Annotated in this window: 23 protein-coding genes; 11 read left to right on the forward strand and 12 right to left on the reverse strand. The window is 65.3% G+C overall.

All coding sequences use genetic code 11. The features are described 5' to 3' along the window. Positions 1 to 14: 14 nt before the first annotated feature. From pstB to FQK05_RS00730, 9 genes are all read right to left on the reverse strand, one after another. Positions 15 to 812: a phosphate ABC transporter ATP-binding protein PstB gene (gene pstB / locus FQK05_RS00690; RefSeq protein WP_158963607.1), complete on the reverse strand. Its 798-nt coding sequence runs from the start codon at positions 810 to 812 to the stop codon at positions 15 to 17. 14 nt (positions 813 to 826) lie between these two features. After that, complete coding sequence (pstA, locus tag FQK05_RS00695) at positions 827 to 2,200, reverse strand: phosphate ABC transporter permease PstA (RefSeq protein ID WP_158963610.1); 1,374 nt, start codon at positions 2,198 to 2,200, stop codon at positions 827 to 829. Beyond that, entirely contained in the window at positions 2,197 to 3,657 is a 1,461-nt protein-coding gene (pstC, locus tag FQK05_RS00700) for a phosphate ABC transporter permease subunit PstC (protein ID WP_158963612.1), read from the reverse strand. Before pstC ends, pstA begins: the two co-directional genes overlap by 4 nt. A gap of 152 nt (positions 3,658 to 3,809) precedes the next feature. Next, positions 3,810 to 4,850 carry a PstS family phosphate ABC transporter substrate-binding protein gene (locus FQK05_RS00705; protein ID WP_158963614.1) on the reverse strand — a complete coding sequence of 347 codons (1,041 nt, stop codon included), beginning with the start codon at positions 4,848 to 4,850 and terminating at the stop codon, positions 3,810 to 3,812. A gap of 330 nt (positions 4,851 to 5,180) precedes the next feature. After that, positions 5,181 to 6,227 carry a sensor histidine kinase gene (locus FQK05_RS00710; RefSeq protein WP_158963616.1) on the reverse strand — a complete coding sequence of 349 codons (1,047 nt, stop codon included), beginning with the start codon at positions 6,225 to 6,227 and terminating at the stop codon, positions 5,181 to 5,183. 20 nt (positions 6,228 to 6,247) lie between these two features. Continuing rightward, the gene (locus tag FQK05_RS00715; RefSeq protein WP_233270305.1) at positions 6,248 to 7,447 is read right to left on the reverse strand and encodes a trans-sulfuration enzyme family protein; all 1,200 of its coding nucleotides are present in this window, start codon (positions 7,445 to 7,447) and stop codon (positions 6,248 to 6,250) included. Beyond that, positions 7,444 to 7,971, reverse strand: coding sequence for a gamma carbonic anhydrase family protein (locus tag FQK05_RS00720; RefSeq protein ID WP_158963618.1), 528 nt, complete (start codon positions 7,969 to 7,971; stop codon positions 7,444 to 7,446). The genes FQK05_RS00715 and FQK05_RS00720 overlap by 4 nt, the downstream gene beginning before the upstream one ends. Beyond that, complete coding sequence (gene gmk, locus FQK05_RS00725) at positions 7,968 to 8,609, reverse strand: guanylate kinase (RefSeq protein WP_158963620.1); 642 nt, start codon at positions 8,607 to 8,609, stop codon at positions 7,968 to 7,970. Before gmk ends, FQK05_RS00720 begins: the two co-directional genes overlap by 4 nt. 21 nt (positions 8,610 to 8,630) lie before the next feature. Further along, positions 8,631 to 9,521, reverse strand: a complete 891-nt coding sequence (locus tag FQK05_RS00730) for a YicC/YloC family endoribonuclease (protein WP_158963622.1) — start codon at positions 9,519 to 9,521, stop codon at positions 8,631 to 8,633. A gap of 384 nt (positions 9,522 to 9,905) precedes the next feature. Between FQK05_RS00730 and FQK05_RS00735 the strand changes: the two genes are divergently transcribed. The 3 genes from FQK05_RS00735 to FQK05_RS00745 all read left to right on the forward strand — a co-directional run bounded on the left by FQK05_RS00735 (position 9,906) and on the right by FQK05_RS00745 (position 13,146). Further along, entirely contained in the window at positions 9,906 to 10,742 is an 837-nt protein-coding gene (locus tag FQK05_RS00735; protein ID WP_158963624.1) for a PAS domain-containing protein, read from the forward strand. 71 nt (positions 10,743 to 10,813) lie between these two features. Next, entirely contained in the window at positions 10,814 to 11,911 is a 1,098-nt protein-coding gene (locus FQK05_RS00740; RefSeq protein WP_158963626.1) for a lipocalin-like domain-containing protein, read from the forward strand. A gap of 254 nt (positions 11,912 to 12,165) precedes the next feature. After that, positions 12,166 to 13,146, forward strand: a complete 981-nt coding sequence (locus FQK05_RS00745; RefSeq protein ID WP_158963628.1) for an HAD family hydrolase — start codon at positions 12,166 to 12,168, stop codon at positions 13,144 to 13,146. 3 nt (positions 13,147 to 13,149) lie between these two features. Here the strand turns inward: FQK05_RS00745 and FQK05_RS00750 are convergent, their stop codons facing one another. Further along, positions 13,150 to 13,896 (reverse strand): RNA methyltransferase, encoded by a 747-nt coding sequence (locus FQK05_RS00750; RefSeq protein ID WP_158963630.1) that lies wholly within the window; start codon positions 13,894 to 13,896, stop codon positions 13,150 to 13,152. A gap of 126 nt (positions 13,897 to 14,022) precedes the next feature. Here FQK05_RS00750 and FQK05_RS00755 point away from each other — a divergent pair, with 126 nt between their 5' ends. The 4 genes from FQK05_RS00755 to FQK05_RS00770 all read left to right on the forward strand — a co-directional run bounded on the left by FQK05_RS00755 (position 14,023) and on the right by FQK05_RS00770 (position 17,766). Next, positions 14,023 to 14,643, forward strand: coding sequence for a thiamine phosphate synthase (locus FQK05_RS00755; protein ID WP_158963632.1), 621 nt, complete (start codon positions 14,023 to 14,025; stop codon positions 14,641 to 14,643). Between the two features lie 469 nt (positions 14,644 to 15,112). Continuing rightward, on the forward strand, positions 15,113 to 15,991 hold the full coding sequence (locus FQK05_RS00760) for a PfkB family carbohydrate kinase (protein ID WP_158963634.1): 879 nt from the start codon (positions 15,113 to 15,115) through the stop codon (positions 15,989 to 15,991). Next, positions 15,988 to 16,902, forward strand: coding sequence for a pseudouridine-5'-phosphate glycosidase (locus tag FQK05_RS00765; RefSeq protein ID WP_158963636.1), 915 nt, complete (start codon positions 15,988 to 15,990; stop codon positions 16,900 to 16,902). The genes FQK05_RS00760 and FQK05_RS00765 overlap by 4 nt, the downstream gene beginning before the upstream one ends. A gap of 90 nt (positions 16,903 to 16,992) precedes the next feature. Beyond that, positions 16,993 to 17,766 (forward strand): DUF502 domain-containing protein, encoded by a 774-nt coding sequence (locus tag FQK05_RS00770; RefSeq protein ID WP_158963638.1) that lies wholly within the window; start codon positions 16,993 to 16,995, stop codon positions 17,764 to 17,766. A 105-nt stretch (positions 17,767 to 17,871) separates the two neighbouring features. Here the strand turns inward: FQK05_RS00770 and FQK05_RS00775 are convergent, their stop codons facing one another. Beyond that, positions 17,872 to 18,909, reverse strand: coding sequence for a patatin-like phospholipase family protein (locus tag FQK05_RS00775; protein ID WP_158963640.1), 1,038 nt, complete (start codon positions 18,907 to 18,909; stop codon positions 17,872 to 17,874). 146 nt (positions 18,910 to 19,055) lie between these two features. Then, positions 19,056 to 19,829, reverse strand: coding sequence for a 3-hydroxybutyrate dehydrogenase (locus FQK05_RS00780; protein WP_158963642.1), 774 nt, complete (start codon positions 19,827 to 19,829; stop codon positions 19,056 to 19,058). Between the two features lie 432 nt (positions 19,830 to 20,261). Here FQK05_RS00780 and FQK05_RS00785 point away from each other — a divergent pair, with 432 nt between their 5' ends. From FQK05_RS00785 to FQK05_RS00800, 4 genes are all read left to right on the forward strand, one after another. Further along, a complete protein-coding gene (locus FQK05_RS00785; RefSeq protein WP_158963644.1) occupies positions 20,262 to 22,091 on the forward strand; it encodes an extracellular solute-binding protein in 1,830 nt (609 codons plus the stop codon). 139 nt (positions 22,092 to 22,230) lie between these two features. Further along, positions 22,231 to 23,073: an arsenate reductase/protein-tyrosine-phosphatase family protein gene (locus FQK05_RS00790; RefSeq protein ID WP_158963646.1), complete on the forward strand. Its 843-nt coding sequence runs from the start codon at positions 22,231 to 22,233 to the stop codon at positions 23,071 to 23,073. A 44-nt stretch (positions 23,074 to 23,117) separates the two neighbouring features. Then, complete coding sequence (locus tag FQK05_RS00795) at positions 23,118 to 23,594, forward strand: arsenate reductase ArsC (protein WP_158963648.1); 477 nt, start codon at positions 23,118 to 23,120, stop codon at positions 23,592 to 23,594. Continuing rightward, positions 23,591 to 24,244 (forward strand): aquaporin, encoded by a 654-nt coding sequence (locus FQK05_RS00800; RefSeq protein ID WP_158963650.1) that lies wholly within the window; start codon positions 23,591 to 23,593, stop codon positions 24,242 to 24,244. Before FQK05_RS00795 ends, FQK05_RS00800 begins: the two co-directional genes overlap by 4 nt. Positions 24,245 to 24,413 lie beyond the last annotated feature (169 nt).

The following is a 24,413-nucleotide window of genomic DNA, read 5'->3' on the forward strand; positions in this document are numbered from 1 at the left end:
CATGGGCGCCGGGCTCAGCCGATGCGGCCGGTGATGTAGCTTTCAGTCCGGGGATCGACCGGATTGGTGAAGATCTGGCCCGTCTCGCCGTATTCGACAAGGTGGCCCAGGTGGAAGAAGGCGGTCTTCTGGCTGACGCGTGCCGCCTGCTGCATCGAGTGCGTGACGATCACGACCGAAAAGTTCTGCCGCAGTTCGTCGATCAGTTCCTCGACCTGGGCGGTGGCAATCGGGTCAAGCGCCGAACAGGGTTCGTCCATCAGCAGGACTTCCGGTTCGGTCGCGACTGCGCGGGCGATGCACAGGCGCTGCTGCTGACCGCCCGAGAGGCCGGTGCCGGGGGCCGACAGGCGGTCCTTGACCTCTTCCCAAAGGGCGGCGCGGCGCAGGGATTTTTCGACGATCTCGGCCAGTTCGGTCTTGTTGCGGGCGAGGCCATGGATCTTGGGCCCGTAGGCCACGTTGTCGAAGATCGACTTGGGGAACGGGTTCGGCTTCTGGAACACCATGCCCACGCGGGCGCGCAGCTGCACCGGGTCGACCTTGCTGTCATAGATGTCCTGCCCGTCCAGCTTGATCGAACCCTTGACGCGGCAGACGTCGATGGTGTCGTTCATGCGGTTCAGACAGCGCAGGAAGGTCGATTTCCCGCAGCCCGAGGGGCCGATGAAGGCGGTCACGGTGTTGTCTTCGATATCGACGTCCACGTCCTTGATGGCGTGGGTGTCGCCATAGAACACCTGAACTTCGCGGGCAGAGATCTTCACGGTTCCGGTTGTCACTTTGCGATCCATCAGCGTCATGTCATTCATTTTCATTGCTCCCGTTACCAGCGACGTTCGAACCGGCGACGCAGGATGATCGCCAAGGTGTTCATCAGGACGAGAAAGACCAGCAGCACGATAATGGCACCGGAGGCGCGTTCCACAAAAGCAGGGTCCGACCGCTGGGTCCAGTTGTAGACCTGCACCGGCAGCGCCGAGGCGGGATCCAGCAGGCCGGCGGGCGGTGCTTCGGGAAAGTCGCGGACGAAGGCCACCATGCCGATCAGCATCAGCGGCGCGGTTTCGCCAAGCGCCTGCGCCAGGCCGATGATCGTGCCGGTCAGGATGCCCGGCATGGCCAGCGGCAGGACGTGGTGAAAGACGGCCTGGGTCTTCGACGCCCCCAGCCCCAGTGCCGCGTCGCGCAGGGACGGCGGCACCGCCTTCAGCGCGGCCCGGGTCGAGATGATGATCGTCGGCAGTGTCATCAACGTCAGGACCAGACCGCCCACCAGCGGCGCCGATTGCGGCAGGCCGGCCCAGTTGATGAAGATCGCCAGACCCAGGATCCCGAAGACGATGGACGGCACGGCCGCCAGGTTCGAGATGTTCACCTCGATCAGGTCGGTCCAGCGGTTCTGCTTGGCAAATTCTTCAAGGTAGATCGAGGCTGCGACCCCGATGGGCAGCGCCAGCACCAGCACCACCATCATCATGTAGAGCGACCCGATGATCGCCACGCCCATGCCCGCCGCTTCCGGACGGTTGTCCGAGGCATCGGGCCCGGTGATGAACCGCCAGTTGAATTTCTTCTGTACCAGACCAGCCGCGCGCAGCTTGTCGACCAGCTGCAGCTGCTGGGGAGAGATGTTGCTGTCCAGCGCGGCGCTCTCCATCGTCACCCGGCCCTTCAGGTAGCCGTCGACGCGGCCGTTCGCCAGGAAACGGAATTCGATCGTCTCGCCCAGCTTCTTGGGATGGGCCAGGACATAGTCGCGCAGCTGCGCGGCGGCGCCCTTCGACACCAGCGCCGCGACCTCCTTGGCGGTCACGCCTTCCTTGTCCAGCCCGCGCTTGACCAGATCGGCCTGCAGGCCCGCGGCGATCAGGGGGCTGTAGCCGAAGGTCAGGACCTTCTTCATCTCTTCCGGGTCGCGGTTGCCGTCGGGGTCCAGCTTGGCCGGGTCCAGATAGACCGGCACGTCGATGAAGGTCTGGCTGAAGGCCGGCAGGCCCTGCTTCAGGACCGACCCCACCAGGACGACCAGCGCCAGCACACCGATGCCGACGGCGATCATGCCGAAGGTGCGGAACCGGCGTTCCTTTGCGTGACGACGGCGGATCTTGGGGTCCGGTTCGATCAGGGACGGGCGGACGGGCTTGGAAGTCGGCGGTACGCCGCTTCCCGGCGGCAGGCCAAGCGTGCTGTCGCTCATTCGTACTGCTCCCGGTACTTGCGGACAATGATCAGGGCCAGGACGTTCAGTCCCAGCGTGACGACGAAAAGGGTCAGGCCAAGTGCAAAGGCCACCAGCGTCTCGGGCGAGGAAAAGTCGGTATCGCCGGTCAGCTGGCTGACGATCTTCACGGTGACAGTGGTCATCGCCTCGAACGGGTTCATGTCCATTCGGGCCGCAGCCCCTGCCCCAAGGACGACGATCATGGTCTCGCCGATGGCGCGGGATGCGGCCAGAAGGATGGCGCCGATGATGCCCGGCAGCGCCGCCGGAATGACGACCTGGCGGATGGTTTCCGAAGAGGTGGCGCCAAGGCCCAGCGACCCGTCACGCAAGGATTGCGGCACGGCGTTGATGATGTCGTCGGACAGCGAAGACACGAAGGGGATCAGCATGATCCCCATGACCAGGCCCGCCGTCGCGACAGAGTTGGCGCTGTTGCCCAGGCCCATCGGCTGGGCGAAGTAGTCGCGTAGCAGCGGGCCCACGGTGGTCAGTGCGAACAGGCCATAGACGATGGTCGGGATGCCGGCCAGGATCTCGATCAGGGGTTTGGCCACCGCGCGGACCCTGGGACCTGCATATTCCGACAGGTAGATGGCGGCGAACAGCCCCACCGGAACCGCGACCACGAGTGCGATCAGCGAGACATAAGCCGTGCCCCACAGCAGAGGCAGGATCCCAAGGTCGGAATCGCCGCGGAAGTTGGGCGACCAGGTGGTGCCGAAGAAGAACTTGTACCACGGGTACTGCGAGAAGAAGGACCGCGACTCGAACACCAGGGACAGGACGATGCCGACGGTGGTCAGGATGGCGATGCCGGCCGCCATGATCAGCAGGATCTTCAGGCCGCCCTCGACATATTTCCGGGCGCGGAAATCCCGGCCGGTCAACCAGTAGGCGACGCCGAAGCCGCCGATGGCCAGGCCCAGAACAACCACGCTCATCAGCATGCGGCCGGTCGCGGCGATGCCCCGGAAGGATTGCGCGGCATCCAGGACGGCGGGGTCGACATCGGCGGCCAGCGGGACGCCGACCTCTGCCAGGCGGGCGCGGATGTCGGTTTCCTCGGTGCGGATTGTGTCGGCGAATTCGGACGTCATGGCCCCCTGCGACACGGCACGGTCCAGCCCTTCGGCGATCCTGTGCACGTCGCTCATCACCAGGTTCAGAGCGCCGACCTTCTCGACGACCGAGTCGGGCACCTGCTTGGACACCATGCTCTCGATCACCAGCGGCTGGGCAAGCTGCCAGACCAGAAGGACGACCAGTGCCGGTACGGCGGCAGCCATGGCCACGTTCAGGCCGTAATAGATGGGCAGCGAATGAAGCTTGCGGATGTCGCCGTCGGCGTCATGCATCGCCCGGGCGCGGCCGATGAAGAAACCGGCAACGGCCAAGACAAGGATCACCGCGAATAGCCAGGTGGCGGACATGTTTCCTCCCGCTCGGGATCCGGTCGCGTTGTGGCCAGGGCCAGGACGACCGTGCGGAAAAGGGGGACCATCTTAGGTCCGGAGTAGAGGAAGGGCGGCACCTCCAGACGGCGCCGCCCCGGGATCGTGTCAGAGATCAGGCAATCCGGAGATTACGAGTTCGAACCCATGGTTTCTTCGTCGGCCACGGCCTTCTGGGTCTTTGCCAGTTCCGGATCCGGCACCAGGCCATAGTTCGACAGCGGACCGCCATTGCCGGCCATCGCGTCGGACACGAAGAACTCGGCATATTCCTTCAGGCCCGGGATGATGCCGATATGCTGCTTCTTGACGTAGAAGTACAGTGGGCGCGACACCGGGTATTCGCCCGACGCGATCGAAGCGACGGTCGGGGTGACGTCGCTCATGGTGGCGACGGTCAGCTTGTCGGTGTTGTTTTCATAGAACGCCAGGCCGAAGACGCCGATGGCATCCTTGTCGTTGTTCAGCTTGGCCAGCGTTTCCGTGTAGTCGCCGTCGATGTCGACCGACACGCCATCGGTACGGATCGCCATGCAGGACTTCTCGGCCGCTTTCTTGTCTCCGCCGGCATCGGCCTTGAACTTCTCGAAATCTCCCGAGGCTTCGCAGCCGGCCAGGATGACCTTCTCTTCAAAGACTTCGCGGGTGCCGTGCTTGGTGCCCGGGATCAGCGCCAGGATGGTCTGGTCGGCCAGCGCCGGGTTCACGTCTTTCCACGACTTGTTCGGGTTCGCCACGGCAGCACCGTCGACATAGACGTTGGCGGCCAGCGCCTTGTACCAGTCTTCCGGGGTGAAGGCGAAGCTGGGACCATTGATGTCCGAAGCGAAGACGATGCCGTCATAGCCGATGCGGACTTCCATGATCTCGGTCACGCCGTTGTCGGCGCAGGCCTGAATTTCCTTGTCGCGGATCTTGCGCGATGCATTGGCCACGTCGATCGTGTTGTCGCCGGTGCCTTCGCAGAAGTTTTTCAGGCCCACCGACGAACCGCCGCCCTGGACAACCGGGCTCGGGAAATCGAAGTTTTCGCCGAAAGCTTCGGTGACGATCTGTGCGTAGGGCAGAACGGTCGACGAGCCGGCGATCTGGATTTGATCGCGCGCGGCGGCGGCAGTCGCGGAAACAGCGGCGACGGCCAGTGCCGAAGCGGTCGCGGTCAAAATACGCATTGTGTTCTCCATGTGTCTTTCAATCCACCGGGCTTCGCCCCGGGTTCGGGACGGGTCCTATCGGCTGCGCGCGATGCTCTTGTGACACTTACGTAACCGTTTTGTGACGATCCTCGCTGCAGAGCAGAAATTTCCCGGATTCAGGCTGAATTTTTTATCAACTGGTCAAAATTTCCCGGAAAACGTGTCGATTTTCGGGGGTCGATCTCTTCTGAATTGCAGATTCCTTGGAAAAACCGCGATTCTTCCGCGTTTCACGAATCTGTCGCCCGACCGTCACGGCGCGGGTGAACTCCCTGCAATGAAGGAATGTGACGGAACGCCTGTCCGTCAGATCGGCAGGATTACCGTGAAGGTTGCACCCTTGCCCGGTTCGCTTTCGACCCTCAGCCGGCCGCGGTGGCGGTTGATGATGTGCTTGACGATGGCCAGGCCCAGCCCGGTTCCGCCCAGCTCGCGGCTGCGATGGCTGTCGGCACGATAGAAGCGTTCCGTCAGACGCGGGATATGAACCGGATCGATACCCGGCCCCTTGTCGACTACCTGCACCCGCGCCGCGGCCGCGCGTACAGCCGGATCCCGGTCTGACACGGACAGCACCACATCGACCACTCCGCCCGATCCGCCATATTTGATCGCGTTCTCGATCAGATTGGTAAAGACCTGCTGCAACTGGTCGGCGTCGCCAGTGACCATCACCGGGTCCTCCGGGCTGCTCAGCGTCAGTTTGACACCTGCGTCCTCGGCCAGCGGCCGGATGGACCGCAGCGTCGATTCCAGTTGTCCGGTCAGGTCGACCAGGCCCTTGGGGCGGACCCGCTCCTCGCTCTCTACGCGGCTGAGGGACAGAAGATCGCCGACCAGCCGGTTCATGCGGTTCGCCTCGCCGTCCATGATGGTCAGGAACCGTTCGCGGGCGATGCTGTCGTCCCTGGCGGGCCCCCGCAGCGTTTCGATGAAACCCATCAATGCCGTCAGGGGCGTGCGCAGTTCGTGGCTGACATTTGCGACGAAATCCCGACGCATCTGGCCCGCCTGTTCCATGTAGGTGACGTCCTGGAAGGTCACCAGGACCGCCCCACCCTGCACCGCGCCGATACCCCGGACAAAGCGGCAGTAGACCTCGTAGATGATGTCCTGCGCGCCGTCGCCCGCGATGTGGCGGGCCTTGCGCGGATTGCCGTCGTGCAGCCCCGACTCGATCACGTCGATCACCTGGGGCTGGCGCAGGATCGTGGCATAGTGCCGGCCGACAATGCGCCGGCCCAGAAGACCAAGCGCGTCGTCGTTGGCGGCCATGATGCGCTCGGTCTGGTCGACCAGAAGCGCCGGCAGCGGCATGGCACTCAGGAACTGGAAAATCAGCTCGTCAGGCATGGGATGGTCCCGGCCGGCCGTCAACCGGCCCTGTTCGCGGCATCTACGGCGGCGGTGATAACTTCGATCAGCGCCTCCGTCTCCTCCAATCCGACCGACAGCCGGAAGAAACCTTCCGAGATGCCAAGGGCACCGCGTTCCTCGGGCGTCAGTGCCCGGTGCGACGACGATGCCGGGTGCGAGATCGTGGTGCCGACATCCCCCAGCGTGGGCGCAAAGTTCAGCCCCCGGGCCGCCGCGGTAAAGGCATTGGCTGCCGCCCGCCCGCCGGTCAGTTCGAAGCTGAGCATGTTGCCGCCCTGCCCGCCCACCAGCGCCGCGGCGCGGTTGGCATCCGGGTGATCGGGCCGCCCGGGATAGATCACGCGGGCCATGCCCGGCAGGTCCACCATCGCCTCGGCCAGTGCCCTGGCGTTTGCCTGCGCCTTTTCGAACCGCAGCGGGAAGGTCAGCATACCGCGTTCCGCCAGCCAGCAGTCGAAGGGGCTGGGCGTCAGCCCGGCGGTGACGGCAAAGACATCCAGACGCTGGGCGATCGCCGCGTCCCTGGCGCCGACCCAGCCCAGCATGACGTCGGAATGCCCGGCCAGCAGCTTCGTCAGCGAGTGGATGACGATATCCGCGCCATGCTCGAAGGGCCTGAGCGCGCGCGGCGTCGTGAAGGTATTGTCCACGACCAGCAGAACGCCCGCCTCGCGGCAGACCCTCGCGATTCCATCCAGGTCGGCAATCCGCAAGGTGGGGTTGGCCACGACCTCGATCAGCACGGCCCTGGTTTCGGGCCGGATCGCGGCCTTCACCGCGTCAGCATCGCCGGCATCGACGAGGCTGACACCGAAGCCCAGCCGCGGCAGGTCTTCCTTCATCATGCGCAGGGACCGGCCGTAAAGCTGGTTCCCCCCGATGACGTGATCGCCCGACTTGAACAGCCCCATCAGCACAGCGGTCACCGCGCCCATGCCGGACCCGGTCAGCGTACCGCCTTCGATCCCTTCCATGGCGCCCACCAGGTTCGCCACGACATCCGCGTTCGGATGGCCTTCGCGCGAGTAGGTATAGCCCGACACCCGGCCTTCGTACTGCGCGTCCAGCGCATCCGGGGTTTCGGAGGCATAGACGACCGACGGATAGATCGGCGTGACAACCGGCCAGCTGGCACTGCCAGGCGCCGGAAAAGGCCGCATCAGCGAGCCCCCAAGAGGACCCTTGTCTTTCGTCATCTGCCGACCTCTGTCAGTTCCGCGCGGAAGCGGCGCATGTTTTCCTGATAGTGCAACGCACTCATCCGCAGCCGTTCGATCGCGGACTCGTCGAGTTGGCGCACGACCTTGCCAGGTGATCCCATAACCAGCGAACCGTCGGGGATTTCCTTGCCTTCGGTGATCAGCGCACCGGCGCCGATCAGGCAATTCCTACCGATCTTCGCACCGTTCAGAAGCGTTGCCCCCATGCCGATCAGCGTGTTCTCACCGATGGTGCAGCCGTGCAGCATGACCTTGTGGCCGATGGTGCAACCCGGCCCGATGGTCAGCGGAAAACCCTTGTCGGTATGGCAGACGGTATTTTCCTGCACATTCGACCCGGCGCCGACACGGATTTCCTCGTTGTCGCCGCGCAGCGTGCAGCCGAACCAGACAGAAGCGCCTTCTTCCAGGACGATGTTGCCGACCAGGTTGGCGTCGGGCGCCACCCAGGTATCGGCGTGAAGCTGGGGCGCAACGCTGCCCAGGGCATATATGGTCATGTCATCTCCTCGAATTCGGCCTGCAGCTTGCGCACATGCGCCAGAAGGCCGGGTTGCTGGGTCCGGCGCAGGCGCGTGGCCTCGATCACCGTCCGCAGCTGTCGTTCCGTCTTGTCCAGATCCTCGTTCACCAGGACAAAGTCGTAATAGCCCCAGTGACTGATCTCGGCCCAGCTCTTCTCCATCCGGCCGGCGATCGTTTCCACGCTGTCCTTGCCCCGGGCGATCAGGCGGTTGCGCAGTTCCGGGATCGATGGCGGCAGCAGAAAGATCGACAGGGCATGGGGCGCCAGGTCGGAATTCCGGATCTGCAGTTCCCCCTGCCAATCGACATCGAACAGGACATCGCGCCCCGCCTCGATCGCGGCCTGCACCGGCGCCTTGGGCGAGCCATAGAAGTTTCCGAAGACATGCGCATGTTCCAGCATCTCGCCCTGCGCGACATGCCGTTTGAATGTCTCGTGGCTCATGAAGTAATAGTCTTCGCCATCCACCTCGCCCTCGCGCGGGGGACGCGTGGTCGCCGACACCGAAAAGGTGATCGACGGATCCCACTTCCGCAGCTTGCCGGCGAGTGTCGATTTGCCCGCGCCCGAGGGCGAAGACAGGATGATCAGAAGGCCGCGCCGATCTGTCATGATGTCCGTCCTTTGAAAGGCTTATTCGACGTTCTGGACCTGTTCGCGCATCTGGTCAATGACCGCCTTCAGCTCCAGTCCGATCTCTGTCAGGGCCACCGACTGTGCCTTGGAACACAGCGTGTTGGCCTCGCGATTGAATTCCTGCATCAGGAAATCCAGCTTGCGCCCCGCGGGGCTGCCCGCCTCGATCAGCGCGCGCGCCGCGTCAACATGCGCGCGCAGGCGGTCGATCTCCTCGGTCACGTCGGCCTTGACCGCCAGCAACGCCAGTTCCTGCGCCACCCGGTCGGGATCGGCGCCATCGGTGGCCTCCAGCACGCGGGCAAGGTTTGTACGAAGCGTCTCGGCCACCGTCTCCTTGCGCGCCTCGGCCCGTTTCGCGGCCTCTTCCGTCAGCGCCGCGATCTGGCCCAGTTGCCCCGCCAGCACGGCCTGCAATGCCGCGCCTTCCTGGGCCCGCATCCCGTCGAAGGCCCGGGCCAGGGATGCACAGTCGGCCTTCAGTTGCTTCAGCAGCGGCGCATGATCCTCTGCCTCCGTCGCCTGGACCATCACGCCCGACACATGCAGCAGGTCCGCGGCCTTTGTCGGCGCCAGCGTTACGCCCTTGTCGGCAGCCAGCGACTCGATCTGGCGGATCGCAGCCAGCGCGGCGTCCAGCGCCGACGAATTGATCGCCAGGGACGCGGTCCCGTCACTGCGGGTCACACGCAGACTCAAGGTAACGTTTCCCCGAGTCACCGTCTTCGAAAGTTCGGCCCGGACGGCGGCTTCCAGCCCGTCGATCCAGTCGGGAACCCGCAGGCGCAGGTCCAGACCCTTGCCGTTCACGCTGCGCAGATCCCAGCCCCAGCTATAGCGGCCCAGTTCGCCCTTGGCGGCCGCAAATCCCGTCATCGATTTCAGCATGGGGCGCCTTTCGATTAAAATTTTCTTTGCCATGGCGGCACATAGGATGCTGCGCTGCCGCATGGGCCGCACCTAATGCCAAGGACTGCCTGAGGGCAAGGCCCCCGCCGGGGACGCCGGAATCGGTCGTGGCCCGCATACACCGCGCGGTAAGATTCAGTTAAGGTGAACGCCGCGTTAACCAGATCTTATCAATTCTATCCAAAATCAGTCTAATTGGTGGCAATTTAGTATAGTCATCACGCCCCAGAGGACAGGTGTCCATACCGAAGAACCCGGTCTTTGGCGAACAGATGGACGCGTTTTCCCGCTATAAGAAAGCGGCCTGGACTCGCCCAAGTGACAATAGAGACGCGAATTCTTCTTCGGACCTGAGAGGTAGAGATGTCCAAGCGCACGACGGGAAGCGAAACACTGAATTTCAGGGCTGCCGCCTCGAAGGTGGTCCCGCTGTTCCGTTCGGGCGGCGGTCCGGGCCTGACACCCCTTCGCCAGGCCGAGGCCTATTGGGCCGCGCTGCGCGAAGATGGCGGCGTGCCCCGTCGCTCGCAGATTTCACCGCGCGGGCTGTCGAGCCTTCTGCCTGACACCTTCATCCTGGAACGGGTGGCCCAGGGCGAGGCACGGTTCCGCATCGCCGGCTCGCGCTTCACCGAATATGCCGGGACCGAACTGCGCGGCCTGCCGATGACCGCGCTTTTCTCGGCGGTCGCCCGTCGCCAGATGGCCGCCGTGCTGGAGGAGGTCTTCTCGGCCCCTGCGGTCGTGGAACTGCACCTGTCCTGCCGCCCGGCGGCGACGCTGCGGGGCAAGCTGGCCGCGTCCTTTACCGGCACTGTCGAAGCGCGCGCGATCCTGCTGCCGCTGAAAAGCGACCTGGGAGAGGTCACGCGCTGCATGGGCGTGATCCTGTTCGACAAGAAGCCGGTCGCGCCGCTGCGGCTGGATGTCGACACCGTGTCGATCCGGTCCGTCACCGGCCGTCCGGGGGACGAGGACATGGTCCGCAAGCCCCAGACCGTCTTCGAACCGGCGCCTGCGGCCGAACCGCCCCAGCGCGACCAGCGCCCGCCGCTGCGACCGGCTGCACCGGCCGTCCCCGTGGCACCCAAGGCCGCCGCGGAACCGGCGGGCATGGCCGAGCCTACAAGCGGTTTCGCAACCCGTCAGGCCCCGTATCTGCGGCTTGTCAGTTCCAGGGACACGCTGGAACGCAGCTGACCCCGCGGCATTGACGTCCCCACCAAAGGTGGGGGCTTGCCGAACGCTGCCGGCGGCGCCACATCCGGCGCATGGCCCGCAAACGTGACACTGTCGTTCTTGCCCGCCGGTCTGTCCTGACCGGCGGTCTGGCTCTTGCGGCGACCCGGTCCGTCTGGGCGCAGGGCTTTGCCGGATTGTCGGACGACGCCGACGGTTTTGCGCTGCCCGATCCCGCCTATCAGCTGATCTTCCCCCACGATCACGGGGCACATCCCGAATTCCGCACCGAATGGTGGTATCTGACAGCGACGCTGGTCGATGCCTCGGGCCGCCATTGCGGTGTCCAGTGGACCTTGTTCCGGTCCGCCCTGGAACCGGTCGAGGCCAAGGGCTGGACCAGCCCGCAGATCTGGATGGGCCATGCGGCGCTGACCTCTTCCACCGTCCATCGCTTTGCCGAACGCTTTGCCCGTGGCGGCATCGGCCAGGCCGGCGTCACGGCCGATCCCTTTGCCGCCTGGATCGACGACTGGACCATGAAAGGCCGCGCCGGAGAGGGGCTGAGCCACCTGGACCTGACGGCGCGCGGCGATGATTTCGCCTATAATCTGACGCTTTCGGCGGACGGCCCGCTGGTCCTGCACGGTCAGAACGGCTTTTCCGAAAAGGCACTGGACGGGCGCGCCAGCCATTACTATTCGCAGCCCGCTTTCACGGCACGCGGGGTCGTGACCTTCCCGGGCGAAGATCCGGTGGCGGTGACCGGGCGTGCCTGGCTGGACCGCGAATGGTCCTCGGCCCCCATGGCGGTCGACCAGAAGGGCTGGGACTGGTTCGCGCTGGATTTCACCGATGGGACGCAGCTGATGGCGGCGCGAATGCGCGGGACCGGTACGCCCTTCACCGCAGCCACCTGGATCGGCGCCGACGGCAAACCCGATCCCTACCCCGACGGCGCGCTGAAGCTGACACCGGGCCAGAAGGCCAGTGTGGCCGGCCGCGAGGTGCCCGTCGAATGGCATCTGGCCCTGCCCGCCCGCGGCATCGACGTGACCGTCCGGGCGCTGAACCCGGACGCATGGATGGGGACCGCCTTCGCCTATTGGGAAGGACCAGTCGAGATCACCGACCGCCGGTCCGGCGAGGCGCTGGGCCGCGGATATCTGGAGATGACGGGCTACGACTAGGGTCCGGGCAATGCGGGTATATTCCACCCGACGCTCCCTGAACCCGGACGTCTGACGCGGCAGTTCTGGTACACAGCAAGAAGGGTTCGGCCGCAAACCGGCCCGGGGACCGGCGGGGCGGTACCGAAGTGTGTGCATTCATTCCGAAACCCGTTGCAAACATGTTTGCACAAGAGTTCCCGCTAAAGCTGTGCTAGCACTATGGCGAACGGCCCGCACGGGCGGGTGTTCACCAGTACTGCAAAGGGGGACAAATGCGCCTATTGATTTCGACCGTAATCGCCGCGGCCCTGTCCGCGACCCTGGCCTTTGCCGATCCGCTGCCCTCGTGGGAACCCGGCGCCTCGAAGACCGCAATCCTGGATTTCGTAGCCACCGTGACCGACCCGGCGTCAGACGATTTCGTACCGGTCGAGGACCGCATCGCCACTTTCGACAACGACGGCACGCTCTGGGCCGAACAGCCGGTTTATTTCCAGCTGCTCTTCGCGATCAACCGTCTGCAGGCCATGGCCAAGGACGATCCCAGCATCCTGAAGGACGACGTCCTGACCGCCGCCGCCAAGGGCGACATGAAGGCGCTTGCCGCCTCGGGCGAAAAAGGCCTGCTGGAGGTCATCGGCGCCACCCATTCCGGCCTGTCGGTGGACGAGTTCAAGACCTATGCGCGCGAGTTCCTGACGACCCAGAAGCACCCGGAAAAGGACATGCTCTATATCGACATGACCTATCAGCCGATGATCGAGCTTCTGACCTATCTGCGCGACCAGGGCTTTTCGACCTATATCGTGTCGGGCGGGGGTATCGACTTCATGCGGTCGATCACGCAGACGGCCTACAACATCCCGACGCAACAGGTGATCGGATCGTCATCCAAGTCGACCTATACCGTTGCGGGCGACAAGCCGGTGATCATGAAGGAACCCGGCATCCTGTTCATCGACGACAAGACGGGCAAGCCCGTGGGCATCGAATCCCATATCGGCAAGCGGCCGATCCTGGCGGTGGGCAATTCCGACGGCGATTACCAGATGCTGCAATGGACCACGTCCGGCGACGGCAAACGGCTGGGCATGATCGTGCACCATACGGACGCGGCGAGGGAATGGGCCTATGATCGCGACAGCCACGTGGGCACGCTGAACAAGGCGATGGACGATGCGCCGAAATTCGGCTGGGTCCTGATCGACATGAAGGACGATTGGTCCCGGATCTGGTCCGGCGGCAACGAGTAGGGCTTACTCGCCGCGTTCCTTCCAGCGCACCATCTGGCGCATCACGCCGTGCAGCATCTGCACATCGGCGCGAGTCAGCGGCATTCGGGACCAGAGGTTGCGCAGGTTGATCTTCATCCCCTCCGCCTTGTGCTCGGGGAAGAAGAAACCCGCGTGGCCCAGCCGGTCCTCGTAGTGCTCGGCCAGCTTTTCGATCTCCAGGCCGGTGGCCCATTCGCTGCCGGCCAGTTCGACGGTCGACGCCACGATCGTTTCCGTGGCACGGCGCCATTCATAGGCGGTCAGAAGGGTGCATTGCGCCAGGTTCAGCGACGGGAAATCCGGGTTCACCGGCACCGACAGGATCGCGTTCGCCCGGGCGATGTCGTCGTTTTCAAGGCCCGCGCGTTCCGGGCCGAATACCACCGCGACGCGGCCGCCTTCGTTGATCTTTTCCGCCCCTTCGGTCATCGCCTGTTCGGGCGACACGACAGGCTTCGTCAGCCCGCGCTGCCGCGCGGTGGCAGCATAGACATAGGTACAGTCGGCCAGCGCCTCGGCCGTCGTTTCGAACACCTGCGCCTCTTCCAGCAGGCGCCCGGCACCGGAGGACATGGCGACGGCCTTCGGGTTCGGCCAGCCGTCCCGCGGCGCCACGATCCGCATCCGGTCCAGGCCGAAATTCCACATCGCCCGGGCCGCGGCACCGATGTTCTCGCCCATCTGGGGACGGACCAGCACGAAAACGGGTTGTGGGCGGTCGGTGGGCATGGGCTCTCTCTGTCGGTGGATCGGGCCGCCTTAGCGGTGTGCGAGGCGAAGGACAAGCGCCCTGCCCCATTTCCAAGCGCCCGCCAATCGGATAAGCCCCGCGGAACCCATTTCCAGGAGACGGCCATGGACGCGCCCGAGACCCCGCAGATCTATCTGATCACCCCGCCGGCCTTCGACCTGCACGTGTTCCCGGATCTTCTGGCCCGGGTCATGGACCGAGTCGAGATCGGCTGCCTGCGCCTGACGCTGTCGACCCGTGACGCGGACGAGATTTCGCGCGCCGCCGACAGCTTGCGTGAAACGGCCCATGCCCGCGACATAGCGCTGGTGCTGACCGACCATATCCAGATCGCCCAGCGGCTGGGCCTGGACGGTGTCCACCTGAGCGACGCCGCCCGCTCTGTTCGCGCCGCCCGCAAGGAACTGGAGCCCGATTCCATTGTCGGAAGCTATTGCGGCACCTCGCGCCACGACGGGATGTCGGCGGGCGAAGCTGGGGCGGATTACATCAGCTTTGGCCCCGTGACGGCGGGCGGTCTGGGTGACGGATCGATCGTCGAGGACGAGCTTTTCGGCTGGTGGTCGGAAATGATCGAACTGCCGGTCGTGGCCGAAGGTGCCCTGACGCCTGCACGGGCCGCCGAACTGGCGCCCTTCGTCGATTTCTTCGGGATCGGGGACGAGATCTGGTCGGCCGAGGATCCGGCAGATGCACTCGCCGAACTGGCAGCGGTGTTCAAGTAGAGCCCCTGGCCGGATCGGGGCAGGACGGGCGGCGCCCGACACCCGGGCCTGCCACCGAAGCGGCCGCGGGTCGGCGATGAAGAATGACAGCCCCGGCATGACAACCCTGAACCTCGGGCGGGGCCGGACCGTGCGGTCACGGTCCACCGCGACGGACGTCCCGGTGCCTTTCTGGGCCGGTTACGGGTCGAGACCAGACAGGAATGCCTTGGCCAGCGAACGGATGTCGACAGCGATCATCCTTTCCGGGATCCAAAGACCGGCCGGCCGGCGGTGGTACTGCGCACCGGTCTTACTCTGGCATCAGGGCCGGCCAAAGGCTTGACACCGGCCCGGTGACACGCAGGGTGTGGGCAATTCTCAGTGGAGCGCGTTTCATGGCCATCGTCCCTGTCACAGACTGCCTGCCCCGGCGTGCGTCGGCCGGCCCGGTCTGGACCGGACACGGCCCCGTGACGCCGGCCACCGCATGACGCCTCAGGTTCTCTGCATCGGTGCGCTTCACTGGGACAATATCGCCATGGCGTCCGAGGTTCCGGCGCCCGGCGCCGACCTGCCCGGCCGCATCGTGCGCCGCCCGGGCGGCGTGGCCTTCAACGTGGCGCGGGCGCTGGTCGGGCACGGCATTCCCACCTCGTTGCTGGCCGCGCTGGGCGGCGACACCGATGGCGAGGCCCTGCAGACCGCCGCGATCGAGGCCGGGATCGGCACGCAAGGTCTTGTCCGCCTGCCGGGCAAGCGTACCGATGCCTACCTGGCCATCGAATCCCCGGCCGGTCTGCTGGCGGCCGTGGCCGATACCTCCACTCTGGAAATCGCGGGCCCGGCCCTGGCCGCGCCCCTGTCGAACGGCCGGCTGTCCGCACCCTGGCCCGGCATGGCGGTGATCGATGCCAACCTGCCCCGGGAAACGCTGACCGCGGTCATCCACTCGCCGGGGCTGGCGGATGTGCCCTTGTGTCTCGTGCCCGCCTCGCCCGCCAAGGCGCCGCGCTTCCTGCCGCATATCGCCCGGCCCCGCACCACGCTTTACGTCAACCGGGCCGAGGCCGGCGCGCTTCTTGGCGATCCGCACGTCACCGCCCCCGATGCCGCCCGCCGCCTGCGCGAGGCGGGTGTTGAAACCGTTGTCGTCACCGACGGCGCGGCCCCGGTGACGGATGCAGCCCCCGAAGGCACCCTGTCCATGGCCCCGCCCGTCGTGTCGGCCCGGCAGGTGACCGGCGCAGGCGACCTGTTCCTGGCCGCCCATATCGCCTCGCTCATCCGCGGGAATGACCGTAAGACCGCCCTGAAAGCGGCGCTCGACGCCGCCGCCCGCCACGTATCCGGAGCAGCCCCGACATGATCACTCCCGTCCTTTCCGCCGAAGTGCAGGCCGCCAGGGCCGCAGGCACCCCTGTCGTCGCGCTGGAAAGCACGATCATCACCCACGGCATGCCCTATCCCCAGAACATCCAGACGGCCCGCACAGTCGAGGAGGATATTCGCACCGAAGGCGCCTGCCCCGCGACTATCGCGGTGCTGGATGGCCGGCTGCATGTCGGACTGGACCCCGATCAGCTGGACCGGCTGGGACAGGCCCGGAACGTCGCAAAGCTGTCGCGCGCCGACATGGCCGTCTGTCTGGCCGAAAGCGGCACCGGTGCCACCACGGTGGCCGCCACGATGATCGCCGCCCGGCTGGCGGGGATCGAGGTCTTTGCCACCGGCGGCATCGGCGGCGTCCACAAGGGCGCGGAACTCAGCTTCGATATCTCGGCCGACCTGCAGGAACTGGCGCAGACGCCGGTCACCGTTGTCTGCGCAGGGGCCAAGGCGATCCTCGACCTGCCCAAGACGCTGGAGGTGCTGGAAACCCTGGGCGTGCCCGTCATCGCCTATGGCCAGGACGAATTGCCGGCCTTCTGGTCCCGGACCTCGGGCCTGAAGGCGCCGCTGCGGCTGGACAGCCCCGATGCCATCGCCCGCGCACAGCGGATGCGGGCCGCGCTGGGACTGCCCGGCGGGCAGCTGATCGCGAACCCGATCCCGGCCGAGGATGAAATCGAGCTGTCGACGCTTCAGCCGATCATCGACGCGGCCCAGGCGGCGGCCGATGCGGACGGCGTCGCCGCCAAGGCGGTCACGCCCTTCCTGCTGCAGAAGATCTTCGAACTCAGCGAAGGGCGATCGCTGGTGGCCAATATCGCACTGGTCCGCAACAATGCCCGGCTGGCGGCACGGATCGCCCAAGCCTTGGGCGGGATCGACGGATGAGCCGTCGCCGTCGCGCTTCATGCAGCGCCGCCGCATTGTGGCCGGGCGACCGACTGCTTACCTTTGCATCGTGACAATTCAGGACGTGCCATGACGACGCCCTTCGAAGACGACAAGCGACGTCGCGGCCTTCTGGCCGCACTGCGCTCTTCCTTCCTGACCGGCATCGTCGTGATCATGCCGGTCGCCATGACCATCTGGCTGCTGTGGACACTGGCCGGCTGGGTCGATGGCGTCGTACTTCCGCTGGTGCCGTCGCGGTTCAGCCCCGAGGAGTATATCGGCATCAACCTGCGCGGCGTGGGCGTGATCATATTCCTGGTGTTCACGGTCATCGTCGGCTGGATCGCCAAGGGCCTGATCGGCCGGTCGCTGATCCGTTTCGCCGAAAGCCTGGTCGACCGTATGCCGGTCGTCCGTTCGATCTATTCCGGGATCAAGCAGATTTCCGAAACCGTCTTTGCCCAGTCGGAACGCAGTTTCGAAAAGGCCGTGCTGGTGGAATATCCACGCCGCGGCATCTGGGCCATCGGCTTCATCTCGACCGAGGCCAGGGGCGAAATCGTGGCCCGCGCCCATACCGGGGGCAAGCTTCTGTCGGTCTTCGTGCCGACAACGCCGAACCCGACATCCGGCTTTCTGCTGTATTTCCCGGCCGAGGACGTGATCGAACTGGACATGAGCCTGGAGGATGCCGCGAAGCTCGTGATCTCTGCCGGGCTGGTCTATCCCCCCGAATCCGCAGAGCCGGAGGATGTGCCCCATGTGCGCCGGCGCCGGCTGCGCCGCGGGGGGGACGACGCGAATGGCGAAACGCCGCCCGCCAACGGCGCCGCCCGCATGGCCGCCGGCCGGATCGAGTAACCCGGCCCGCAGGCCCCCAGACCGGAAAATTCAGGGACACCGGGTCCCGACCGTCACAGGCGGGTGGACCGGGCGCCGGACAGGATCCGGCCCCCGAAGCCCGGATCAGGCGAACATGGTCCGCAGGTTGATGGTGCTGCGTTCGCCGATATCGTCCTTGTGACGCTTCAGGAAGGATCCGGCCGACTCACGCCCGGCCGCCTTCAGCTTGCTCAGCACCACCGGGTTCGGCACCAGCTTCGTCGCCACCGACAGCGTGTTCATCAGCGCATCGTCGGAAATCATGTGGACCAGCACCCGCGACATCCGCCCCTTTTCCAGGGTCCCGTCCAGGATCAGCCGCTGCACAAGGTCGATGGCACGCAATTCGCGCAGAAGCGACGAGTTGAAGCTGATCTCGTTGATCCGGTTCTGGATCTGGTGCGCCGTGACCGGGATCACCTCGCGCTCCATCGGGTTGATGTTCACGATGACGATGTCGTCGGGGTATTGCGGTTCGAACATCGGGAAGAGCGCGGGATTGCCGGTAAAGCCCCCGTCCCAGAAGGCCTCTATCCGTCCGGTCTGGCTGTCGTGGATCTTCACCGCCTGAAACACCGTCGGCAGGCAGGCGGATGCCATGATCGCCTGCGCCGTGATCTCCTCGCCCTGGAAGACGCGGATCTTGCCGTTGCGCACCCGGGTGGCACAGATGAACAGCGCCGGCCCCGACTCGTGGGCCACACAGTCGAAATCGAACTTGGCCAGGATCGGTTCAAGCGGATTGCGGTAGAACGGGCCATAGCTGTAGGGCGACACCGCCCGGCTCCAGAAATCGGCTATGGCGAAGCCAGGGGAATACTCGATCGCCTGGGCCATCGACCACAGGTCGACGCCTTCCATCCAGGCTTCCATCCTTGTGTCGTTTACGGCGCCGACCTCGCTCCAGACCCAGTCCAGCATGTCCTTGGCGCCCTGACGGCCGTCCTTGGCATAGCCCGCCTTGAAGGCCGACGCGTTGAGCGCACCGGCCGAGGTTCCGGAGAGGGCGGCGACCTCCACATCCTCTTCTTCCAGGATCCGGTCCAGGACACCCCAGGTGAAGGCGCCGTGCGCCCCGCCGCCCTGAAGGGCGAGATTGATCTTCTTCGTCGTCTTGGCCATCACCGATTGTCCCTGTTATCCGGACCTCGTCCGATGCCCTCCCCGCACCGGACCGAAGCGCCAATTCCTATTTGGTCTGCACGTCTGCGGGGGCCGCGATGCGGTCACCACGGCCCCCGATCATTCCTCTTCCGTCAGCGCCCCGGTCAGAGCGCGGTCCAGCCCCCGTCGACGCTGATCGTCGTGCCGGTGATCTGGTCCGCCGCCGGCGAACACAGGAACGTCGCAACGCCGCCCAGCTGTTCCACGGTGGCGAATTCCTTCGACGGCTGGCGGTCCAGAAGGACGTTCTTCACGACCTCGTCGCGGGTCATGTTGTATTGCTTCATCGTGTCGGGGATCTGTGCCTCGACCAGCGGGGTCAGGACGTAGCCGGGGCAGATCGCATTGGCGGTGATCGGTTCCTGCGCGGTTTCCACGGCCACGACCTTGGTCATACCGACAATGCCGTGCTTGGCCGAAACATAGGCCGACTTGAACGGCGACGCGACCAGACCGTGGGCCGATGCGATGTTGATCACCCGGCCCCAGCCGGCCTTGCGCATCATCGGCAGCGCCGCTGCCGTGGTGTGGAAGGCAGAACTCAGGTTGATCGCGATGATCGCGTTCCACTTGTCGACCGGGAACTCGTCGATGGGCGCCACGTGCTGGATGCCGGCATTGTTCACCAGGACATCGCAAGACCCGGCCTTTTCGATCAGTGCGCGGCAGTCTTCGCCGTTCGACATGTCAGCCTGGATATAGCGCGCGGTGACCCCGAACTCCTTGCCGATCTCCTCGGCCAGGGCGTGATCCTCGTCGCGGTCGGTGAACGAATTCAGGACGACATTCGCGCCGTCCTTGGCCAGTTCGCGGGCGATCCCCAACCCGATCCCCGAATTCGACCCCGTCACGATGGCGGTTTTTCCTGACAACGACATGGCAAACCTCTGCACTTTGTTGCGTTACGGTCCGTACCGACACGGAGCCCGTGTCAGCGGTAACACGCTAAGGTATCAGGCGTATTGCGCTGCCGCAGCAAGAGCTATTTTGACAATCAGCCAATTCGGGCCCGTTCTCGCCCTGCGTGCCTCGAAGGCAGGCAGACCGGTCCTTGGCAAGGATCCGCCCATGCGCGCCCCCCGCCCAAGATCGCCCCTCGCATCCCGGCGGAAACTGGGCCAAAAAAAACGCCCGCACGAAGCGGGCGTTAAGTTATTGAGGCAGGTTTCATACAGGCAAGAAACCTATCGAGCAGTGACCTCTTTATAAGCAATCTGCCGCCATCGTCCAACCGAAAAGTTTGAAATCGCGCCGGAACGCGGATAGCTTTGCGGTCAACAAAACAAGGCCGAACTGGGATTGTTGCTTCTGTGCCCCCTGATTTTTTCCAAAACTTGCGGGCGGCGGCAACGCTTGGCCTGTGCCTCCTGACCCTCTCAGCCGGGGCGATTCCCGCTGCCGCAGAATCGGCCCATGGCATCGCTCTTTATGGTGAACCTGCGCTGCCGGAAGGGTTTACGCACCTTCCTTATGCCAACCCGGATGCGCCCAAGGGCGGCCGGGTGGTGTTCGGAAACTCTGGCAGCTTCGACAGCCTGAACCCCTTCGTCGCCAAGGGCCGCGTGCCGTGGCAGATGTCGTTCTGGGGCTATGAAAGCCTGATGGGCCGATCCTGGGACGAACCCTTCACGCTTTACGGACTTCTGGCCGAAAGCGTCGATACTCCCGACGACCGGTCCTGGGTCGAATTCACCTTGCGCCCGGAGGCGCGGTTTTCCGACGGCACACCGGTCACTGTCGACGACGTGATCTGGTCGTTCGAAACGCTCGGCCGCGAAGGCCATCCCCGCTACATGGGATTTGCCAGCAAGATCGAAAGTATAGAACCGACGGGCCCCCACAGCGTCCGGATCGCCTTCAACGAGGACAACCGCGAACTGGCGATGATCGCCGGCCTGCGCCCGATCCTGCAAAAGGCCCAATGGGAAGGACGAAGCATCGCCGATGGCGGGATACAGGACATTCCCGTCGGCACCGGACCGTATGTCGTGGCAGATTACGACATCGGCCGGTCGGTCACCTTTCGCCGCAATCCCGACTACTGGGGCCGCGATCTGCCCTTCCGCGCCGGCAGCTCCAATTACGACGAGCTGCGGATCGAGTATTTCGGCGACGAAACCGCCTTGTTCGAGGCCTTCAAGGCCGGAGAGATTTCTGCCGTCCGCGAATTCAACGCCGAGAAGTGGGATACCCAGTACGATTTCCCCGCCGTCCAGCGCGGCGACATCGTCAAATCCGAAATCCCGCATCGCAAACCGTCGGGCATCACCGGCTTTGCGATGAACACGCGGCGCCCGCCCTTCGACGACTGGCGCGTGCGCGAGGCGATGCTGCAGGCGTTCAATTTCGAATTCATCAACGACACGATGACCGGCGGCGGGCAGAAGCGGATCACCTCCTATTTCTCGGGCTCGGATCTGGCGATGCGGCACGGCCCTGCCGATCCTGCGGTGCGCGCCCTGCTGGACCCCTTTGCCGACACGCTGCTGCCCGGCGCGCTGGACGGGTACGACCTGCCCGTGGGCGATGGCACCGCGCGCAATCGCGGCAACCTGCGGCAGGCTGCACGGATGCTGGCCCAGGCCGGCTGGACGGTCGACCAGGGCCGCCTGGTCGATGCCGAAGGCCGACCCTTCCAGTTCACCGTTCTGCTGCGCCAGGCGGACCAGTCCATGGCGCGCGTGCTCGACATCTATACCCAGGCGCTGGACAAGCTGGGGATACAGGTGCGGGTCGACCGGGTCGATGACGCCCAGTTCGTCCAGCGCGAGGCCGGGCTGGATTTCGACATGATCCCGATCCGTCGAGAGCTGTCGCTGTCGCCCGGCAACGAACAGCGGTTCTATTGGGGATCGGGCGGGGCGAATGCCGAAGGCACGCGCAACCTGCCGGGAATCGCCTCTCCCGCTGCCGACGCCATGATTGAACAACTGGTGCAGGTCACGACCCCCGAGGCGTTTTCTAACGCAGTGCATGCATTGGATCGTGTTCTTACAACCGGACGTTACGTGATTCCGATATGGCGGTACGAGGTCGGACGAATCGCACATGTCCGGCAAATGAAGTTTGGCCATCCGCTGCCAATTTACGGCGACGGGCCCTATTTCATGCCCGATTTTTGGTGGTGGGAAGACAGCTGAACCTGTTAATATCCTGACCAGCGCGGACCTCGGCCCGCGCTGCCTCGCCGCGCCTATGGTTGAATTGTCTCTGCGCCGTTAGCGCGATGGCATCGCCATGGGCGTTGACTTCGGTAACGATTTCTATATTTCGAGAAACATGAAAACGTCTCTTCATAACAAGTTCGCTGCGCTGTCGCATCCCAACCGGCTCGATATCTTCCGACTGCTGATGCGCCGTTTCCCCGACGCCCTTCCCGCCGGGCAGATCGCCCAAGTGCTGGACTTTCCGGCCAGTACGACGTCGACCTACCTGGCAGCCCTGCGGCAGGCCGGGCTGATCGACCAGTACCGGGCCGGGACGTCGCTTCAGTACCGGGCCGCCCTGCCGGCGATCCGCAGCTTCTTCGATCACATGGTGTCCGACTGCTGCCAGAACCGGCCCGATCTTTGCCTGGCGCCGGGCGGTCTTGACCTGCCGCTGATCGCGGAAACCGGCGGCCGGATGAACGTCCTGTTCGTGTGCACCGCCAATGCCGGCCGATCCCTGATGGCCGAGGCGATCCTGCGCACGGCCGCCGGCGACCGCTTCAACGTCTTCTCTGCAGGCACCCATCCCGCGCCGGCCCCCCATGCCGACGCGGTGGCGACACTGGCCAGCCACGACATTCCGGCCGAAGGCCTGACCCCAAAGACCATCGCGACCTTCCTGAGCGACCAGGCGCCGAAGATGGACCTGGTGATCACGGTCTGCGACATGGCCGCGAACGAAGACGTTTGCGCCTGGCCCGGCCGTCCGCTCTGCGCGCACTGGAGCATGGAGGACCCGGACGCCGTGAAAGGCAACGCCACAGCCCGCCGGAACGCCTTCCGCCATGCCTTCGATCTGCTGGATGCCCGCATCCGCGTCTTTGCCGCCCTGCCGCTGGAACGGCTGGACCGGGTCGATCTGCAGCACCGCCTGGACGACCTTGCCGGCCTCCGGACCGAAATTCCCGCCTAGCACCGCCTGAACGCCATCCGTCCCCAGCCCCGGCCATCTACACCATGAACATCCTGGTTCTTTGCACGGGCAATTCCGCCCGCTCCATCATGCTGGAAGCGATCCTGAACGCCCTTGGTCAGGGCCGTGTGCAGGCCTGGTCCGCCGGGTCCTGCCCGACAGGCCGCGTCCATCCCCAGGCTCTGCGCCAGATCGCGGCCGCGGGCATGGCGGCGGGGACGGCCCGGTCCAAAAGCTGGGACGAGTTCGCCCGGGCGGATGCACCGCAAATGGACATGGTGATCACCGTCTGCGCCTCGGCCGCGGGGGAAACCTGCCCGATCTGGCCCGGCACCCCGGTCCGCGCCCATTGGGGCGTGGACGACCCGGCCGCCGCGCCGGAAGACGCGTGGGAGCCCGCCTTCCGCACCGCCTTCGAGACGCTGCACGCCCGGGCCCGGGCCTTCCTGGCCCAACCGGTCGAGGCCCTGGACCGGGCCACCCTGGCACGCGTCGCCGCGGACGTGGCGGAACCGGCATGATCCCCCGGACGCTGGCGGCCGAAGGGCTGGGCACCGCGATGCTTCTGATCGGCGTCGTGGGGTCCGGCATCATGGCCGACACGCTGTCCGGCGGAAACGTCGCGCTGGCACTTCTGGGCAATGCGGTGGCCACCGGCTGCATGCTGGTGACGATCATCACGGTACTGGGTCCGATCTCGGGCGCCCATTTCAACCCGGCGGTGACGCTAGCCTTCTACCTTCAGGGCGGGATCGGCCGGCGCGACGCCGTGCTCTATACACTGGTCCAGATCGCCGGCGGCCTGATCGGCGTCTGGGCCACGCATTTCATGTTCGATCTGCCCATTTTCGAAACCGCTGCCACGATGCACCGCACCGGCCCGTCCCAGTGGTTCTCGGAGCTCCTCGCCACGCTGGGCCTGCTCTTCGTGATCTTCGGCGGTCTTCGCGCCCGTCCCGACGCGGTGCCGGCGCTGGTGGGCCTCTACATCACCGGTGCCTATTTCTTCACGTCCTCGACCAGCTTCGCCAACCCGGCCGTGACTATCGCCCGCAGCTTCACCGACACCTTCGCCGGCATCTCTCCCGGCCACGCGCCGATGTTCATCGTGATGCAGATCTCTGCCGTCTTCCTGGGCTACCTGACCCTCCGCCCTCTCTTCGACGACTGACCCCACCGCCACCTCCAAAGCCATCTTCGCGGAGCCACCGTCGCGCTGCCGTCCCGGAGGTATCCCGGCGCCTGCGTCAGGGCGGCGTCAGCCCCGCACGGCACGCGCGACTTGCCCTTGATGCGGAGGGCGGATGTCTCAGGCAGCACAAGCGATGGCGGGTTCGTGA

The organism is Chachezhania sediminis (assembly GCF_009765275.1).
Lineage (GTDB): Bacteria > Pseudomonadota > Alphaproteobacteria > Rhodobacterales > Rhodobacteraceae > Chachezhania > Chachezhania sediminis.

Coding starts and splice junctions, on each gene's coding strand:
- FQK05_RS00760 (WP_158963634.1), top strand. CDS start 15,113: ATGACGCCTCAGGTTCTCTGCATCGGTGCGCTTCACTGGGACAATATC.
- FQK05_RS00710 (WP_158963616.1), bottom strand. CDS start 6,227: ATGCCTGACGAGCTGATTTTCCAGTTCCTGAGTGCCATGCCGCTGCCG.
- FQK05_RS00705 (WP_158963614.1), bottom strand. CDS start 4,850: ATGCGTATTTTGACCGCGACCGCTTCGGCACTGGCCGTCGCCGCTGTT.
- FQK05_RS00770 (WP_158963638.1), top strand. CDS start 16,993: ATGACGACGCCCTTCGAAGACGACAAGCGACGTCGCGGCCTTCTGGCC.
- FQK05_RS00730 (WP_158963622.1), bottom strand. CDS start 9,521: ATGCTGAAATCGATGACGGGATTTGCGGCCGCCAAGGGCGAACTGGGC.
- FQK05_RS00775 (WP_158963640.1), bottom strand. CDS start 18,909: ATGGCCAAGACGACGAAGAAGATCAATCTCGCCCTTCAGGGCGGCGGG.
- FQK05_RS00755 (WP_158963632.1), top strand. CDS start 14,023: ATGGACGCGCCCGAGACCCCGCAGATCTATCTGATCACCCCGCCGGCC.
- FQK05_RS00715 (WP_233270305.1), bottom strand. CDS start 7,447: ATGACGAAAGACAAGGGTCCTCTTGGGGGCTCGCTGATGCGGCCTTTT.
- FQK05_RS00735 (WP_158963624.1), top strand. CDS start 9,906: ATGTCCAAGCGCACGACGGGAAGCGAAACACTGAATTTCAGGGCTGCC.
- FQK05_RS00745 (WP_158963628.1), top strand. CDS start 12,166: ATGCGCCTATTGATTTCGACCGTAATCGCCGCGGCCCTGTCCGCGACC.
- FQK05_RS00750 (WP_158963630.1), bottom strand. CDS start 13,896: ATGCCCACCGACCGCCCACAACCCGTTTTCGTGCTGGTCCGTCCCCAG.
- FQK05_RS00790 (WP_158963646.1), top strand. CDS start 22,231: ATGAAAACGTCTCTTCATAACAAGTTCGCTGCGCTGTCGCATCCCAAC.
- FQK05_RS00780 (WP_158963642.1), bottom strand. CDS start 19,829: ATGTCGTTGTCAGGAAAAACCGCCATCGTGACGGGGTCGAATTCGGGG.
- FQK05_RS00795 (WP_158963648.1), top strand. CDS start 23,118: ATGAACATCCTGGTTCTTTGCACGGGCAATTCCGCCCGCTCCATCATG.
- pstA (WP_158963610.1), bottom strand. CDS start 2,200: ATGAGCGACAGCACGCTTGGCCTGCCGCCGGGAAGCGGCGTACCGCCG.
- FQK05_RS00740 (WP_158963626.1), top strand. CDS start 10,814: ATGGCCCGCAAACGTGACACTGTCGTTCTTGCCCGCCGGTCTGTCCTG.
- FQK05_RS00800 (WP_158963650.1), top strand. CDS start 23,591: ATGATCCCCCGGACGCTGGCGGCCGAAGGGCTGGGCACCGCGATGCTT.
- pstB (WP_158963607.1), bottom strand. CDS start 812: ATGAATGACATGACGCTGATGGATCGCAAAGTGACAACCGGAACCGTG.
- pstC (WP_158963612.1), bottom strand. CDS start 3,657: ATGTCCGCCACCTGGCTATTCGCGGTGATCCTTGTCTTGGCCGTTGCC.
- gmk (WP_158963620.1), bottom strand. CDS start 8,609: ATGACAGATCGGCGCGGCCTTCTGATCATCCTGTCTTCGCCCTCGGGC.
- FQK05_RS00720 (WP_158963618.1), bottom strand. CDS start 7,971: ATGACCATATATGCCCTGGGCAGCGTTGCGCCCCAGCTTCACGCCGAT.
- FQK05_RS00765 (WP_158963636.1), top strand. CDS start 15,988: ATGATCACTCCCGTCCTTTCCGCCGAAGTGCAGGCCGCCAGGGCCGCA.